The sequence below is a fragment of the Sphingomonas profundi genome (assembly GCF_009739515.1).
In the GTDB taxonomy this organism is placed as follows: Bacteria; Pseudomonadota; Alphaproteobacteria; order Sphingomonadales; family Sphingomonadaceae; genus Alterirhizorhabdus; species Alterirhizorhabdus profundi.
On record NZ_CP046535.1, the window covers coordinates 3,736,293 to 3,751,392 of the forward strand.

The 15,100-nt window shown below is 67.7% G+C and carries 11 protein-coding genes; 7 read left to right on the top strand and 4 right to left on the bottom strand.

Going from position 1 to position 15,100, the window contains the following annotated elements:
• The first annotated feature begins 4 nt into the window (after positions 1-4).
• The 3 genes from GNT64_RS17745 to GNT64_RS17755 are packed head-to-tail and all read left to right on the top strand — an operon-like array spanning position 5 to position 4,801.
• Positions 5-1,501, top strand: coding sequence for an aldehyde dehydrogenase family protein (locus tag GNT64_RS17745; RefSeq protein ID WP_197277072.1), 1,497 nt, complete (start codon positions 5-7; stop codon positions 1,499-1,501).
• Positions 1,494-3,167: a flavin-containing monooxygenase gene (locus GNT64_RS17750; RefSeq protein WP_231639080.1), complete on the top strand. Its 1,674-nt coding sequence runs from the start codon at positions 1,494-1,496 to the stop codon at positions 3,165-3,167. Before GNT64_RS17745 ends, GNT64_RS17750 begins: the two co-directional genes overlap by 8 nt.
• On the top strand, positions 3,164-4,801 hold the full coding sequence (locus tag GNT64_RS17755) for a GMC family oxidoreductase (protein WP_197277073.1): 1,638 nt from the start codon (positions 3,164-3,166) through the stop codon (positions 4,799-4,801). Before GNT64_RS17750 ends, GNT64_RS17755 begins: the two co-directional genes overlap by 4 nt.
• Positions 4,802-4,804: 3 nt before the next feature.
• Here GNT64_RS17755 and GNT64_RS17760 read toward each other — a convergent pair whose 3' ends face one another.
• Positions 4,805-5,977: a serine aminopeptidase domain-containing protein gene (locus GNT64_RS17760; RefSeq protein WP_156680728.1), complete on the bottom strand. Its 1,173-nt coding sequence runs from the start codon at positions 5,975-5,977 to the stop codon at positions 4,805-4,807.
• Positions 5,978-6,071: 94 nt separating this feature from the next.
• Here GNT64_RS17760 and GNT64_RS17765 point away from each other — a divergent pair, with 94 nt between their 5' ends.
• Both GNT64_RS17765 and GNT64_RS17770 read left to right on the top strand, forming a co-directional pair.
• Positions 6,072-6,830 carry an SDR family NAD(P)-dependent oxidoreductase gene (locus tag GNT64_RS17765; protein WP_197277074.1) on the top strand — a complete coding sequence of 253 codons (759 nt, stop codon included), beginning with the start codon at positions 6,072-6,074 and terminating at the stop codon, positions 6,828-6,830.
• A gap of 10 nt (positions 6,831-6,840) precedes the next feature.
• Positions 6,841-7,125 (top strand): putative quinol monooxygenase, encoded by a 285-nt coding sequence (locus GNT64_RS17770; RefSeq protein ID WP_197277075.1) that lies wholly within the window; start codon positions 6,841-6,843, stop codon positions 7,123-7,125.
• Between the two features lie 376 nt (positions 7,126-7,501).
• Here GNT64_RS17770 and GNT64_RS17775 read toward each other — a convergent pair whose 3' ends face one another.
• From GNT64_RS17775 to GNT64_RS17785, 3 genes are all read right to left on the bottom strand, one after another.
• Positions 7,502-9,505: a tetratricopeptide repeat-containing sulfotransferase family protein gene (locus tag GNT64_RS17775; protein WP_156680731.1), complete on the bottom strand. Its 2,004-nt coding sequence runs from the start codon at positions 9,503-9,505 to the stop codon at positions 7,502-7,504.
• 86 nt (positions 9,506-9,591) lie between these two features.
• A complete protein-coding gene (locus GNT64_RS17780) occupies positions 9,592-12,228 on the bottom strand; it encodes a TonB-dependent receptor (RefSeq protein ID WP_231639081.1) in 2,637 nt (878 codons plus the stop codon).
• 241 nt (positions 12,229-12,469) lie between these two features.
• Positions 12,470-13,477: a LysR family transcriptional regulator gene (locus GNT64_RS17785; RefSeq protein WP_156680733.1), complete on the bottom strand. Its 1,008-nt coding sequence runs from the start codon at positions 13,475-13,477 to the stop codon at positions 12,470-12,472.
• A 156-nt stretch (positions 13,478-13,633) separates the two neighbouring features.
• Between GNT64_RS17785 and purU the strand changes: the two genes are divergently transcribed.
• Together purU and GNT64_RS17795 are read left to right on the top strand one after the other, a co-directional pair.
• Positions 13,634-14,494, top strand: a complete 861-nt coding sequence (gene purU, locus GNT64_RS17790; RefSeq protein ID WP_156680734.1) for a formyltetrahydrofolate deformylase — start codon at positions 13,634-13,636, stop codon at positions 14,492-14,494.
• A gap of 18 nt (positions 14,495-14,512) precedes the next feature.
• Positions 14,513-15,013 (top strand): prolyl-tRNA synthetase associated domain-containing protein, encoded by a 501-nt coding sequence (locus GNT64_RS17795; RefSeq protein ID WP_156680735.1) that lies wholly within the window; start codon positions 14,513-14,515, stop codon positions 15,011-15,013.
• Positions 15,014-15,100: the final 87 nt, after the last annotated feature.

Genomic DNA, 15,100 nt, shown 5'->3' on the forward strand with positions numbered 1-15,100 from the left:
CGGCGTGACCATCCATAAGCCGATCGCCTCACCGCTGGCCGACTGGCTGGCAGCCCCGCGCCCTCTGCTGATCGGGGGCGAATGGCGGCAGGCACGCGACGGCGCCGCGATCGATGTCGAGGATCCGGCCACCGGCGACGTCATCGGCCAGGCGGCCGCCGCCGGACCCAACGAGATCGACGAGGCCGTGCGCGCCGCGCGCATCGCGTTCGATCGGCGGATCTGGCGCGACAAGGATGCGGATGCGCGCGCGCGCGTGCTGTGGCGGGTCGGCGAACTGATCGAGCAGCGGCTGGAGATACTCGCCGAGCTGCAGACGCGCGAGGTGGGCATGACGCTGGAGGTGTCGCGCGCGCTGGTCGGCTTCTCGGCGGAGGGATGGCGCTTCGCGGCGGGGCTCTGCGCGCGCGCCCACGGCCACACCGCGCCGATGCGGCGCGGCGCGTTCCAGGGGCTCGCTTACTCGCTGAAGGAGCCGGTCGGCGTCGTCGCGGGGATCAGCGCCTGGAACGGGCCGATCACGATGGGCACATGGAAGACCGCGCCGGCGCTCGCCGCCGGTTGCGCCTGCGTGCTGAAGCCCGCGGCGGAGGCGCCGCTTTCCGCGCTGATGCTGGCCGAGCTGATCGTCGAGGCGGGCGTGCCGGCCGGCATCGTCAACGTCGTGCCGGGGGGCGGCGCGGCCGGCGCCGCGCTGGTCGATCATGCGCAGGTCGACAAGATCACGTTCACCGGCTCGACCGCCACGGGCAAGCGCATCCTCGCCGCCGCCGCCGCGACGGTGAAGCGGGTGACGCTGGAACTGGGCGGCAAATCGCCGTTCATCATCTTCGACGACGCCGATCTGGATCGCGCGATCCCGATGGCGACGATGTCGATCTGCGCCAATGCCGGGCAGATCTGCGTCGCGGGCTCCCGCCTGCTCGTGCAGCGCGGCGTCTACGAGCAGGTCGTCGCCGGCGTCGCGGCGCGCGCCGCCGCGCTGCGGATCGGCAACGGGCTCGATCCCGCCACGCAGATGGGTCCGCTGATCTCCGAGCGGCAACTGGAGCGCGTGGCGGGCTACATCGCCGGCGGGCGCGCCGGCGGCGCCGAACTGGTCACTGGCGGCGAGCGCGTGGGAACGCGCGGCTGGTTCGTCCAGCCGACCGTGTTCGCGGGCGTCGCGCCCGACATGGCGATCGTGCGCGAGGAGATCTTCGGGCCGGTGCTGAGCGTTATCCCCTTCGACGACGAGGCGGAGGCCCTGAGCATCGCCAACGACACCCGCTACGGCCTCTCCTCCTACGTCTGGACGCGCGATCATGCCCGCGCGCTGCGGATGAGCGACGGCATCCGTGCCGGCACCGTCCACGTCAATTCCGCGATGTTCCGCGCCTACGAGTTCGCGATGGGCGGCTTCAAGGAGTCGGGGCTCGGCCGCGAGAACGGGCCTGACGCGCTGGCTCCGTTCCAGGAGACCAAGTGGGTGGTCAACGATCTGGAGCCCTCCGGTGGCTGAGCCGCCGACGATCGATGCGGTGGTGATCGGCGCCGGCTTCGGCGGCCTCTACATGGTGCATCGGCTGCGCGAGCTCGGCTTCTCCGTGCAGGGGTTCGAGGCCGCGGCGGATCTGGGCGGCGTGTGGTATTGGAACAATTATCCCGGCGCGCGCTGCGACGGCGAGAGCCTCGCTTACTCCTACTCTTTCTCGGACGCGCTGCAGCAGGACTGGTCGTGGTCGGAACGATATGGCGGGCAGCCGGAGATCCTGCGCTACCTGAACGCCGTTGCCGACCGCTTCGACCTGCGGCGGCTGTTCCGGTTCTCGACGCGCGTACTCGCCGCGCGCTGGGACGAGGACGCGGCCCGCTGGATCGTCGAAACCGACGATGGCGGGCAGGTGGCGGCGCGCTTCCTGATCTCGGCTTCCGGCTGCCTGTCGGCGGCGCGCGTACCGGACTTCCCGGGGATGGAGACCTTTTCCGGCGAATCCTATCATACCGGCCAGTGGCCGAAGGAGCCGGTAGACTTCGCCGGCAAGCGCGTGGCGGTGGTCGGCACCGGCTCTTCGGGCATCCAGATCGTCACCGCCATCGCGCCAGAGGTGGCCTCGCTCACGGTGTTCCAGCGCACGCCGAACTTCAGCGTGCCGGCGCGCAACCGATCGATGGACCGGACGCACGAGGCGCGCGTCAAGGCCGACTATCGCGGCTACCGCGACGAGGCACGCGGGCTGATCCTGCCGAAGGAAGCGGGAAAGCCGGCGTCAGGCTTCAACCGACCGCCGATGGGGAGCGGCCACGACTTCACCGCGGCGGAGCGCGAGGCCGAACTGCTGGCGCGCTGGAATCACGGCTATGGCGGCGCGCCGCTGCTGTTCGCGTTCCGCGACATGATGACCGATCCCGAGATCAACGAGTTCGCGGCCGACTTCGTCCGCGCGCGCATCCGGGAGACGGTGGCGGATCCCGCCACGGCCGAGCTGCTGTCACCGAAGGGCTATCCGCTCGGCGCCAAGCGCATCTGCGTCGACACCGGCTATTACGAAACCTTCAACCGCGACAACGTCGCGCTGGTGGACGTCAAGGCCGATCCGATCGAGCGGATCACGCCGAGCGGGATCATGCTGGCGAGCGGCCGTGCCTTCGCGGTCGACACGATCGTCTTCGCGACCGGATATGATGCGATGACGGGTGCGCTCTCCCGCATCGACATTCGCGGGCGGAACGGCCAGCGGCTGCGCGACAAGTGGGCGGAGGGGCCGCGCGCCTATCTCGGGCTGATGGCGGCGGGCTTTCCCAACCTGTTCCTGATGACCGGCCCGGGCAGTCCCTCGGTCATCAGCAACGTGGTCGACAGCCTGGAGCAGCATGCCGACCTGATCGGCGATGCGCTGACCATGATGCGCGCGGCGGGCCACATCACGATCGAGCCGGAGCGCGATGCCGAGGATCGCTGGGTCGCGCATGTCGACGATGTCGCCAACACCACGCTGTGGCCGCGCGCCGCCTCCTGGTACAAGGGCTGCAACATTCCCGGCAAGCCGCAGGTGTTCATGGTCTATGTCGGCGGGCCGGCGGCCTACCGGCGGATCTGCGACGAGGTGAAGGCGGACGGCTGGCGCGGCTTCCGACTGGCCGGGCAGGCGCCGGCGCGCGAGCCGGCGCGGGCCGGCGCGAGGTGACGGACACGGCGGCGGCCGAGGGCTACGACTATTTGATCCTGGGCGGCGGCTCCGCCGGCTGCGTGCTCGCCAACCGGCTTTCCGCCGATCCGGCCGTCCGCGTGTGCCTGGTCGAGGCGGGGCCGTCCGATCGCAGCGCGCTGATCCGAACGCCGATCGGCATCATGCGGCTGATCGATCATCCGCGCTACAATTGGCGATCGGCCACGGTGCCGCAGGCGAATGCCGGCGGACGCCCCCTGTACGTGCCACGCGGTCGCGTGCTGGGCGGGGGGAGCTCGATCAACGGCATGGTCTACATGCGCGGCGACGCGCTCGACTATGACGGCTGGGCGGCGGGCGGCGCGGCGGGCTGGTCCTATGCGGAGGTGCTGCCGTATTTCCTGCGGTCGGAGGATAATGAGGTGTGGCGGGCCTCGCCGTGGCACGGCACCGGCGGCGCGCTGCACGTCACCGACATGCGCACGCACAATCAGGTCGCGCGCGATTTTCTGGCCGCGGCGGAACTGCTCCAGATCCCGCGCTCGACGGACTTCAACGTGCCGCATCCGATCGGCGCCGGCTTTCGCCAGGTGACGCAGCGGCGCGGCCGACGCGAGTCGGCCGTGACGGCGTTCCTCGATCCCGTGAGGCATCGGCCCAACCTGACGATGCTGACCGATGCGCTCGTCGATCGGGTGCTCGTGGCGGACCGGCGCGCGATCGGCGCCCGGGTGATGCACGGTGGCGCCTCGCGGACGCTTGCCGCGCGGCGCGAGGTGGTGGTGACGGCCGGCGCGCTGGGATCTGCGGCGATCCTGGAGCGGTCCGGCATCGGCGATCCGGCGATCCTGTGGGCCGCGGGCGTCGCGCCGGTCCACGCGCTGCCGGGCGTCGGCGCGAACCTCCAGGACCATGGCACGGCATCGGTCACGCATCGGACGCGCAGCCTGGTGCCCTACGGCCTGTCCTGGCGCGCCGTGCCCCGGCTCGCCTGGGAGGGGCTGCGCTACGTCGCCGCCCGGCGCGGCCTGCTGTCGAGCAACGCGAGCGAGGCCGCCGCCTTCTTGCGGACCGATCCCGACGATCCGCGCGCCACGCTCCAGCTGAGTTTCGTCTCCGGCCGCCGGGGCACCCGTTTCGGCGCGGGCGATTGGGGCCATGGCTACGGGATCACCGCCATCCAGCTCCATCCGTGGAGCCGGGGCTCCGTCCACATCCTAGACGCCGACGCCGCGACGGAGCCGGCGATCGATTTCGCCGCGTTCGACGATCCGCGCGATCTGATGCTGATGATGGAAGGCGTCACGCTCGCGCGCCGGCTGCTCGCCACACCGCCGTTCGCCCGCTATGCGAGCGAGGAGGTGCTGCCCGGCGCCGGGCGTATCGGCGCCGAGGCGATCGCGGACCATATCCGGCGGACCAGCGGCACCGCATACCATCCCGTCGGCACCTGCGCGATGGGGACCGGGCCGATGGCGGTCGTCGATCCGGCATTGCGGCTCCATGGAATGACTGGACTGCGCGTGGCGGACGCCTCGATCATGCCGACGATCGTCGGCGGCAACACCAACGCGCCCGTGATCATGATCGCCGAAAAGGCCGCCGACCTGATCCTCGGCCGGCCGCCGCCGCCGCCGGTCGCGATCGCCTGATCGTCAGTCGATCAGCCCGCGCGCGCCCAGCCAGTCGATCGTCAGCCTCACTACCCGGTCCAGTTCCTCGGGCTGCGCGGCATAATAATGGTTCGCGCCCTCGATCACGGCGAACTGCTTGTCGGCGCTGCCCGCCGCATCGTGGAACAGGCGCGAATGCGGCTGCGGCACGGCGTCGTCGGCCGAATTCTCGATCACCAGCAGCGGCACGGTGATCGCGGGCGCGTTGTCGAGCGCCTTGGCCCGGCTGTCGTCGATCGACCATTGCGACAGCCAGGCGCGCAGCGTCGAGAAGCGCGCGATACCCGCCGGGCTGGAGTTCGCCATCTCCGGATCGCCCAGGAAGCTCCAGCCGACCCGCCGGTCATTGGGATCGATGTGGCCATCTAGGAAGCGCGGCTCGGCGAGCGTGCGGTGGAGCAGCAGACCACGCTCCCGCTCGCGCGAGCCGCCGGCGCTCAGCTCGGCGAGCAGTTCCTTCACGTGCGCCGTCCGCCGCCGCACGCGCGCGAGCTGCGCGGCGCGGAAGCGGGCGAGATACTCGGCCGAGTAAGGCGGCCGGTGCGGGTTGCGCGGATCGTAGAGATCAAGCTCCACGTCGCGGCGGCTCGGATCCTCCTCGTCGAGCACCGACGGATCGATGAAGTCGGCCAGCACCTGGCAGCGGGACAGATGCGCGGCGTGGAATATCATCGCGTCGGCGGCGATCAGGTGCGACAGGTCGACCGGATCGCCGGCCGGCGTCACGGTGATCGTAGGTCGCTCGGCCTGCGCCTGGTAGAAGGCGGTCAGCGAACCGCCGCCCGACCAGCCCGCCGCCACGATGCGATCATATCCCCATATCTCCCGCGCGTGCGCGACATAGGCGGCATAGTCGCGCAACACGTTTTCGAGGATCAGCGGCGTGTCGTTGCGCGCGTAGCGGCTGCCCGCGCACAAGACATGCAGCCCCGCCGCCGCCATCGCGCGCGGCACCGGCAGCAGCTGCAGCGTGGAAGCCGGATGCATGTAGATGACGAGCGTGCGCGACGGCCGACCAACCGGCAGGAAGCGCACGCCCTCCAGATGGATCCGGCCCTGGCCGCCGGCAAAGCCGTAGACCTCGCGCATCGGCGAAGCTTCCGTGAAGCTGACCGTGATCCACTCGGCGGCGACCTCGAAGCATTCCGCTGCCATTCCGCCCTCCCGTGTCCGCAGCTTGGACTATGATGCGCGAACTATGTATGCAATCCTGATTCTGTCAGAAGCGACAAGGCCGAGGAGGGCGGACGTGGAGCGGTTTACCGGCAAGGTCGTGCTCGTCACCGGCGCCGCGTCCGGCATCGGGGCCGCCGCGGCGCGGCGCTTCGCGGCCGAAGGCGCGCGCGTGATCGTAGCCGATCTCCAGCGTGCCGCGGGCGAGGCGCTGGCGGCCGAGATCGGCGCCGGCGCGCTGTTCGCGGATCTCGACGTGGCGGACGAAACATCCTGGGCCGCGCTGGATGCGACGGTCGACACATGCGGCAGGCTCGACGTCTTGGCGCACTGCGCGGGCGTACCCGGCTTCGGCACGATCGAGGATACGAGCGTGGCGACGTGGCGTCGCGTGATGGACGTGAACGCGCTGGGCACCTTCCTGGCCGATCGCTTCGCGGTCGCGCGGATGCGGCGCGGCGGCGGCGGCGCGATCGTCAACGTCGCGTCCTCCGCGTCCTTGCGCGCGGTGCCGGGCCAGATCGCCTATTCGGCCAGCAAGGCGGCGGTCCTGCACATCACCCGCTGCACCGCGATCCAGTGCGGGCGCGAGGGCTACGGCATCCGCTGCAACGCGGTGCTGCCCGGCCTTACCGACACCGCGATGGCGATCGAGCTGGAGGATCGGCTGGGTGGCCGCGCCGTGATGGAGGAGGCCGCGGCGCGAAGCCATCCGGTCGGTCGTATGGCGCAGCCGGCCGAGATCGCGGGGGTGATCGCGTTCCTCGCATCCGACGACGCAAGCTTCGTCACCGCCTCCGCCTACGCCGCCGACGGCGGTAAAATGGAGGTATGAGGACGCCATGATGTCCAGCCATGTCGTCGTGCGGCCGAGACCGGAATGCGTGGACGCGTTCGTCACCGCGTTCAACGCGCTCGCGGCGGCGGTCGTCGCGAACGAGCCGGGCGCGATCGACTATTACCTGCTGAGAAGCCGGCGTGACCCCACGTCCTTCCGCGTGGTCGAACGCTATCGGGACGACGACGCATATCAGGCGCATCGCGCCGCGCCACATTTCATGATCTGCATCGATCACATATTGTCGTTACTTGCCGTACCGCCCGAGGTGGAGCATTTCGAATCGGCCTGAGTGCCTTTGCTCATGACTCATTGCGGCAACCGGAGCGTGATGGTGGCGGCGATGGAGGTCGCCAAGGAGGTGAGGTGCGCGCAGCGATCGTAGCGGGTGCGGATGCGTGGCTCGCCGACGTCGAGACGCGCGGAGGCTGGTCGTGGCTGGTCGCCATACTCGATCCGGCGCCCCGCAAGACCGCGGGCTGGACGCCTGCCCGATGTTCGCCGATCTCGTCGTCGATCCAGTCGTGCCGCGATGCGTCGGCTTGGGCGCGGCTATGCAAGATGTGGGGGCATCACTCTGGCCGCACTGATCGATCGAAGGAAACAGATGATCGGGATATCGGGCACTTCCTGTCAGCCGCCGACGGGAGATCACATCCCGCGCCGAGTCAGGCACGATAGCGCTCGATCGCGTCGCCGAGCGCGTCGCGCAGCGGGCCGAGCCAGCGTTCGAAATGGCGCCACTGATCCAGCCCGTCGCGGAAGATCGGCTGGCGGACCTGCTCGGAACTCGGCGTGCGCACGCTGCGCTGGTTGCGGTGGAACTCCACGCATGCGGGCTCGAAAGCCAGTCCGCAGAAATCGAGAATGCGGCGCACGCTGCCCGCGAGATCGTCGACGACATCCTCATGCTGCACGCGCAGCACATGGCCGGGCAAGGTGGCGTCCCAATGCTCCATCAGATCGAGATAGGTGCGGTAGTAGCGGGCGATATCCTCGATGCTGTAGCTGAACTCCTGCCCGCTCGCGAACAACTGCTTCAGGTTGCTGAAGCAGCAGGACATCGGCTCGCGGCGCGCATCGATGATCTTCGCGTTCGGCAGGATCAGCTTGATCAGCCCGATGTGCCGGAAGTTGTTCGGCATCTTGTCGATGAAGAACGGCGGCCCCGATCGGAAGACGCGCGTATCGTCGACGTACCGGCGGCCGAGCGCGGCACAATCGCCGCGCGCGAGATCGGCCAGCACGCCCGGATAGCGCGGGTTCGCGAAATCAAGCTCGCGACCCTGCAGTTCGTGGACGATGCGCTGGATGTCGGCCAGTTCGTGCGTGCCCTCGACCTGCGAGTGAGACGCCAATATCTGCTCGATCAGGGTGGAGCCCGAGCGGGGCAGGCCGACGATGAAGATCGGATCGCGATCGGCCACGCCCCAGCCTGCCCGCGCGGCGAAGAAGGCCGGGGTGCAGACCGCGCGCTGTAGGCGGGTATTGGTCTCGATTACCTCCGGCCGGTAGCGGCTTTCCGCCCGTTGCAGCGCATTGCCGCGTTCGTAGTAGATCCAGGACTGATCATATTCGCCGCGATCCTCCAGCGCCTTGCCCAAGGCGAAGCACAGGTGGATGCGGTCGATCGTCGTCACCCGGTCGGACGATTCCTCCGCGCGCATCCGGCCGATCTCGTCCTCCTCGAAGCGGTAGCGCTTGAGGTTCGCGAGGCTCCAATAGGCGTCGCCGAAGCCGGGCGCCGCATCCGCCGCCGCCCGATAGGAGTCGATCGCCCGGGGCACCTGGCCGATCGTCTTCAGGGCATGCCCCATCCACAGATGCACCTCCGCCGATCCCGGCCGGTCGGCGAGCACGTCGTCGTAGAGGCCGATCGCCCGATCATAGTCGGCCAGGCCGATCGCGGCGGTGGCGGCCAGCGTGCGATAGTCCACGTTGCGCGGATCGATGGCGAGCAGCCGTTCCGCTTCGTCGCGCGCCGGCGCATATTTGTGCCGCAGCACGAGGCAGCGGGCATATTCGTAGCGCGCCGCGACATGATCGGGCACGAGCGTCAGCACGCTCGCCAGCAACAGCTCGGCATCGTCCAGCACGTCGCGCGCCATGCCGATCTTGGCGAGCAGCCGCATCGCTTCCGGATGGTCGCCGTGCCGGAGCAGGAAGGCGCGGACGATCTGCTCCGCCGGCGCGAGATCGCCGTCGGAGAACAGGGACGTCGCCGTCACCACCTCGGGCGGAAGCGATGCGAGCACGCTGCGATGCCCGGCCGCGCGGGCCGCATTCTCCGCATCGCCGGTCAGGCGGTACACGCCCTCCAGCATCCGCCAGCTCATCGGCAGCGCCGGGTTGATGTTGACCGCGCGCAGCAGGGCATCGATAGCGGCCGGCGCATCCTTGCGGACGACGTGGCACAGGCCGCGCTCCTGATGCATCAGGCTGAGGTTCGGCTGGAGTTCGCCGAGCGTCGCCAGGGTCGCCAGTGCCTGATCGATGCGACCCAGATGACGCTGGGAGATCGCGGCGAGCAGCAGCAGGTCGCGATTTCGGGGATATTCGGCGAGCAGCGGGCCGAGCTGTACCAGAACATCGGCATGGCGATCGTCGGCCGCCCACTGGCGCAGCCGCGCGATCCTCTGTTCGAGCGGCACGGGCGGGGCTTGCGTGTTCATGATCCGATCAACGGCAGGGGATAGAGCGGGCGACACCGTGGGAGAGTCGCCCGCTGATATCCAGCGTTATCGGCAGCCGGATACGATCAGAAATCGTAGCTGAGCCTCAGGCCGTAGGTCGTCGGCCGCACCACTACCTCGGACTTGATGAACTGCGCGGACGAGGTGAAAGTGCTGACATTGCTGTCCGTGAGGTTGTCGCCGAAGATCGAGGCGGTCCAGTTCTCGCCCTTTATGCCGATCTGGGCGTCGAGCAGCGCGTAGCCCTTCATCCTGTAGCGCAGCAGCGTCGTGGTCGGCTTCGTGATGTCGCCGGTGACGATATAATTCTGCGCGTTCGGGATATCGCCCGACGGGTAGGTCGAGGGTTGGCTGAACGTCTTGCCGGTGTACGTCACGCCGCCGGCTACCCAGAAGCCGAGGTTCGATCGTGCCTCCCAGTCATACCGCCCCCGAAGGTTGGCCTGAACCTTTGGCGAGAAGGGCAGCTCCGATCCCTTGTCGCCGAACGGGCTCTGGACCGGAGTGGCGACGCCGGCGCGGAAACGCTGGGTGATGCACTGGCCGAGCGTCGAGGAACCGGGATTGTTCGAGATCAGGCAGGGCGAGGAGACCTGCTTGCTGTCGTTGTAGGTGAAGCCCGCGTTGATGCTGATGCCCGGAAACGGCCGCGCCGAAAGCTGCGCCTCGAAGCCCTTGATGTCGAAGTCCGCTCCGTTCGTGACATAGGCCGTGTTGCCGAAGCCACCGTTCGGATTGAAGAACTGGATCTGCACATCCTTCCACTGCATGTAATAGCCGGAAACATTGAGCGTGACCTTGCGGTCGAACAGATCCGTCTTGATGCCGGCCTCATAGTTGGTGAGGTTGTCCGGACGATAGCTGGTCGGGCGTAAGAACTGGGCGACGCCGTTTGCGCCCGGCAGGATGAGGGCGGAAGACCGGTTGAAGCCGCCCGGACGGAAGCCCTGGCTGAACGTCGCGAACAGGATCATGGACTCGGTCGGCTTGTAGTTCACCGAGAAGCGGCTTTTGAAGCCGCTATACGTCTTCTTGTAGTTCTGGGCATCGATGTTGACGTTGCCCGGATAGGATCCGCCCGTAACCGGATTGGTGAAGTTGCAGACCAGCACCGCCTCGCAGGAGGCGGCCGTCGTCTGGAACTGCGAGCCGGTCTGGAAGGTCTTGTAATGATAGTAGCGCGTGCCGGCGGTGAACGTCAGGTTCGGGAAGAGGTCGAAATCGACCGAGCCGAAGCCGGCATACTGGTCGTAGCCGCGCTGCAGATCCTGGCCGAAGCCGACCTTCGGGCCGCGCGGCCCGGGATCGTTGGCGGTGGTGCCCGGCCCGGTCTGGACGAGACCGAGGCAGCGCCCGCCATTGGCGATCAGTTCCGCCGTGCAGACGGGCGTGGACTTATAGTTGAAGTCCATATTGTCATAGATCTTGAACCGCTCGTAGAAACCGCCCGCGATCACGCGGATACGCTTCTCCGCCGGCGTCGAGAGACGCACTTCCTGCGTCAGGTGGGTATTCCGGGTCTTGTCGGTCCAGTAGCTGTACGGATCGTAGCAGAATGGGGCGCCCGTGCCGATGCCGGTGCCGCTACCCACGCACTGATAATATTCACCGAAGGCACGCGAGTAGTTGGTGTAGTCCTGCCGTGCGTCGAGATGACGCACCATGTAGGCGCCGGTATAGACCGCACGCAGATCACCGATCTTGCCGTTCACGGTCAGGGCCGTGTTCCAGATTTCGTCCTTGCTGTAGCCCGGCACGAAGGTGACGGTCTGGAGCTTCTTCAGGGGCGTGAAATCGGGGCTGCTTGGTTCCTGGGCGAAACTGTTTTCCGTATCGAGCTTCTGGTACAATTGCGAGACGAGGACATCCCAGTCGTCGGTGATCTGCCACTTCGCCGATACGCGGCCACCGACATAGTCTGCGGGATTGTAGTTCTTTTCCGCCGTCGTGGTGTTGTTATACTGCCCCGCATTCGCCTGGTTGGCTGATGTCGGGTTGGGAAGATAGTTGGCATACTGGTCGAACTGCCCACGGGTGAACGTCCCGAAGACGTTGTCGATGTAGCCGCCACGGTGATCGTCGTAGATCACGGCGCGAACCGCCAGCTTGTTCTCGACGATGGGCACGTTGATCGTCGCGTTGAACGAACCATTTGCCGCGCCATGGCGCGTGCCGCCGGCGCTACCCTCGAAATGGCCGCTGAAGGCGTCGAGTTTCGGCTTGTTGGTGATGTAGCGCACCGCGCCGGCCTGTGCGCCGCCGCCGAACAACGTGCCCTGCGGCCCCTCAAGCACCTCGACGCGTTCGAGATCGGCGACATAGATGTCGGCATTGCGCCCGGGGAACTGCATGGACTGATCGTCCAGGTAAAGCGCGACGTTCGGGAAGGACGCGATCGACGCCGACGATTGCGTGCCCGAGAAACCGGTCGAGAGGCCGCGCAGGAAGATCGCGCCGGCACCCGGCCCATTATTTCCGAAAGTCACGTTCGGCGTATATTTGATGAGATCGTTGAAGTTCTTGACGTTGAGCTGTGTCAGCGTCGCGCCGGTGAAGGCCTGGATCGTCAGCGGAACCTTCTGGATGCTCTCGTTGCGCCGGGTGGCGGTCACGATGATGTCGCCCGGGCTCGCCTGCGCATCCTCCTGCGCGACGGTGCCGGCAGCGGGCTCCACTTGTGCCGCATGTGCGGCACTGCTCATCACGGCGGCGATAGCGCAGGATACGAGATAGCGCGATTTCATCTTTTTCCCCCTAAGGCAAAAGAACGCAACCTATTTAGCTGCCGGCCCCCGCCGACTCGCCGCTTTGTGCAGCTTTGATTAACCCACCCACGCTACCCGACGACTTTGAACAGGTCCATGTTGCGCCGCAGGGCGCAAGACTATCATGGAAACTATAAGAAAATCGTATCGAAGGCATGCGAGAGCGCCGCGGACTCGCTCACTGAAACTGATCCTGCGTGGGCGCTGGCGGCTGCGGCTCGGCCGAAGGGCCGGGCCACACCAGCCTGCCTTCCAGCCAGGGCAGTTCCCGCACCAGCGCCACCAGCCGGCTGCCGCGCAGGCTGTCCCGCGCCAAGGTGGCGATGTCCTGCGGCAGCGTGCCGAACTCGCCGCGGCGCGCGACCAGGTGAACCGTCCGCCGGAACTGCGCGCGGCTGATCGGCGCCACCCGGATCCTGGGGAGCAGATCGAGGTGGCTCGCCACGCATAGCGGCGTCGTGATGCTCCAGCCCAGGCCGGCCGCCACGATCGAGAGCTGCTGTTCGGTGGAGTCCACCTCCACCCCGTTCGGCAGGGCCAGCCGCATGCGCGCCAGCTGCCGCTCGATCCGCTGCCCCATCGCCGACAGCAGGGAGAAGCGGACGAAGGGAACGGTCGCCAGCGCCTGCAGATCGTCCAGCGGGCCGGCGTGGTCGGCCGGCGCGATAAGGATGAACTCCTCGGTCAGGATCGGGAAATGCTCCACGTCCGCCGAATTCTCGAGCTGGCTGCTGCCGGTGATGAGCATGTCGATCTTGCGCGTCAGGAACTCGTGATGCTGGAGCAGCGAGATGCCGGAGCGCAGCTGCCACCGCAGCGCGCGTCCGCCGACGCCGAGCAGCAGAGGGGCGGTGAGATGGTTGGCCAGGCTCTCGGCCAGCGCGATCGTCACGCATTCCGCCGGCCGCTGGCTGCCCTCGCGCACCTCGAGGGCAAGGCTTCTGGCGGCCGACAGCAGGCGGGCGCCATCCTGCAGCAGCAGCTTGCCGCTCGGCGTGAGCGCGAGCGGCCGCATCGTGCGGTCGAACAGCTTCACGCCCAGCGCCGCCTCCAGCTTGAAGATGGTCTGCGACACGGCCGACTGGGTCATTCCGAGATGCTGGCCACTCTGCGTCATGCCGCCGAGTTCCGCCGTGAGCATGAAGACTTCGAGCGAGCCGAGATCGAACCCCGTTGGCAGCCTCATGACCTTCCGGAAAGCCCCTCGAACCTGCCGCGCTGCGGCCTCCGGTGATTGCCGCATCCCCGCGGCAGGCACAAGGGGACCGCGCCGTGGCGATTAGAGATACTAATCCTGCATCCGGTCGTCGCGCCGCGCCACGTCTCGCGCTACTCCCGCAGCATGACATTCGATGGCCGCCACCACATACTCCTGTTCGCCTGCGAGGATCGCAAGGGCATCGTCGCCGCCGTGGCGAACTCGCTCGTCTCGCAGGACTGCAACATCGTCGAGAACGCGCAATATGGCGATGCCAGCACCGGCCGCTTCTTCATGCGGGTTCGGTTCGTCGCGCCTGACCGGATGACGCGCGAGATGTTCGCGGACGCCTTCGCGCCGGTCGCGACCGCGTGGCGGCTGGACTGGGCGCTGCACGACGTCTCGGTCAAGGCGCGGGCGATCATCATGGTGTCCAAGGGCGGCCACTGCCTCAACGATCTGCTCTACCGCACCCAGACCGGCCGTCTGCCTATGACCGTGACCAGCGTCGTCTCGAACCATCTCACATGGCAGCGACGCGTGGAGCATGAGGGCATCCCGTTCCACCACCTGCCGATCACGGCCGAGAACAAGGATGAGCAGGAGCGGGCACTGCTCCAGCTGGTGGAGGAGCAGCAGGTCGATCTCATCATCCTCGCCCGCTACATGCAGGTGCTGACGGATGCGCTGTGCCGCCGGCTGGACGGGCGCGTCATCAACATCCACCACAGCTTCCTGCCGGGCTTCAAGGGCGCGAACCCCTATCACCGCGCCTACGATCGCGGCGTGAAGATGGTCGGCGCGACGGCCCATTACGTGACGCCCGATCTCGACGAAGGCCCGATCATCGCGCAGGACGTGTCCATCGTCGATCATGCCGACAGCGTGGACGACCTGATCGCGCAGGGGCAGGATACCGAGAGCCGCGTGCTCGCCCGCGCGGTGAAGGCGCATCTGGAGCATCGCGTGCTGCTGAGCGGCAACCGCACCGTCGTGTTCCGCTGACGGCCGGAGGAGCAGGCGATGCATGACGAACCGGGCCTGCTGGCGGCGCTGGACGCGCTCGGCATCGCTTACGGCAACGTCGCTCATGACGCGGTGTTCACGGTGGAGGAGAGCGAGGAACTGCACCGCGCCATTCCGGGCCTCCACACCAAGAACCTTTTCCTCAAGGACAAGAATGGCCGTTTCTGGCTGGTGACGGTGGAGGCGCATGCCCGCGTCGACCTGAAGGCGCTGCCGGCCGCGATCGGTGCGGCGAAGGTCTCGTTCGGCAAGGCCGAGGATATGGAGCGCCTGCTCGGCGTGTCGCCGGGTGCCGTGACGCCGCTGGCGGCGATCAACGATGCCGACGGCGCCGTCACCGTGGTGCTCGATCCGGCCGTCGCCGGCGCGGCGCGCGCCAACGTGCATCCGCTGCGCAACACCGCGACACTCGGCATCACGGGCGCCGATCTGGTCGCCGCGCTCACCGCCTGGGGCCATGCTCCGGTGATCGCCGCAATTCCGGCGCCTGCCGGATAAGCAAGTTTAATCTCGCCAATCCCGGCATTCGGATTAACAAAACGGCGTGGCGGCCAGCGCCATTCCCAGCGAACGGTGGATCGATCC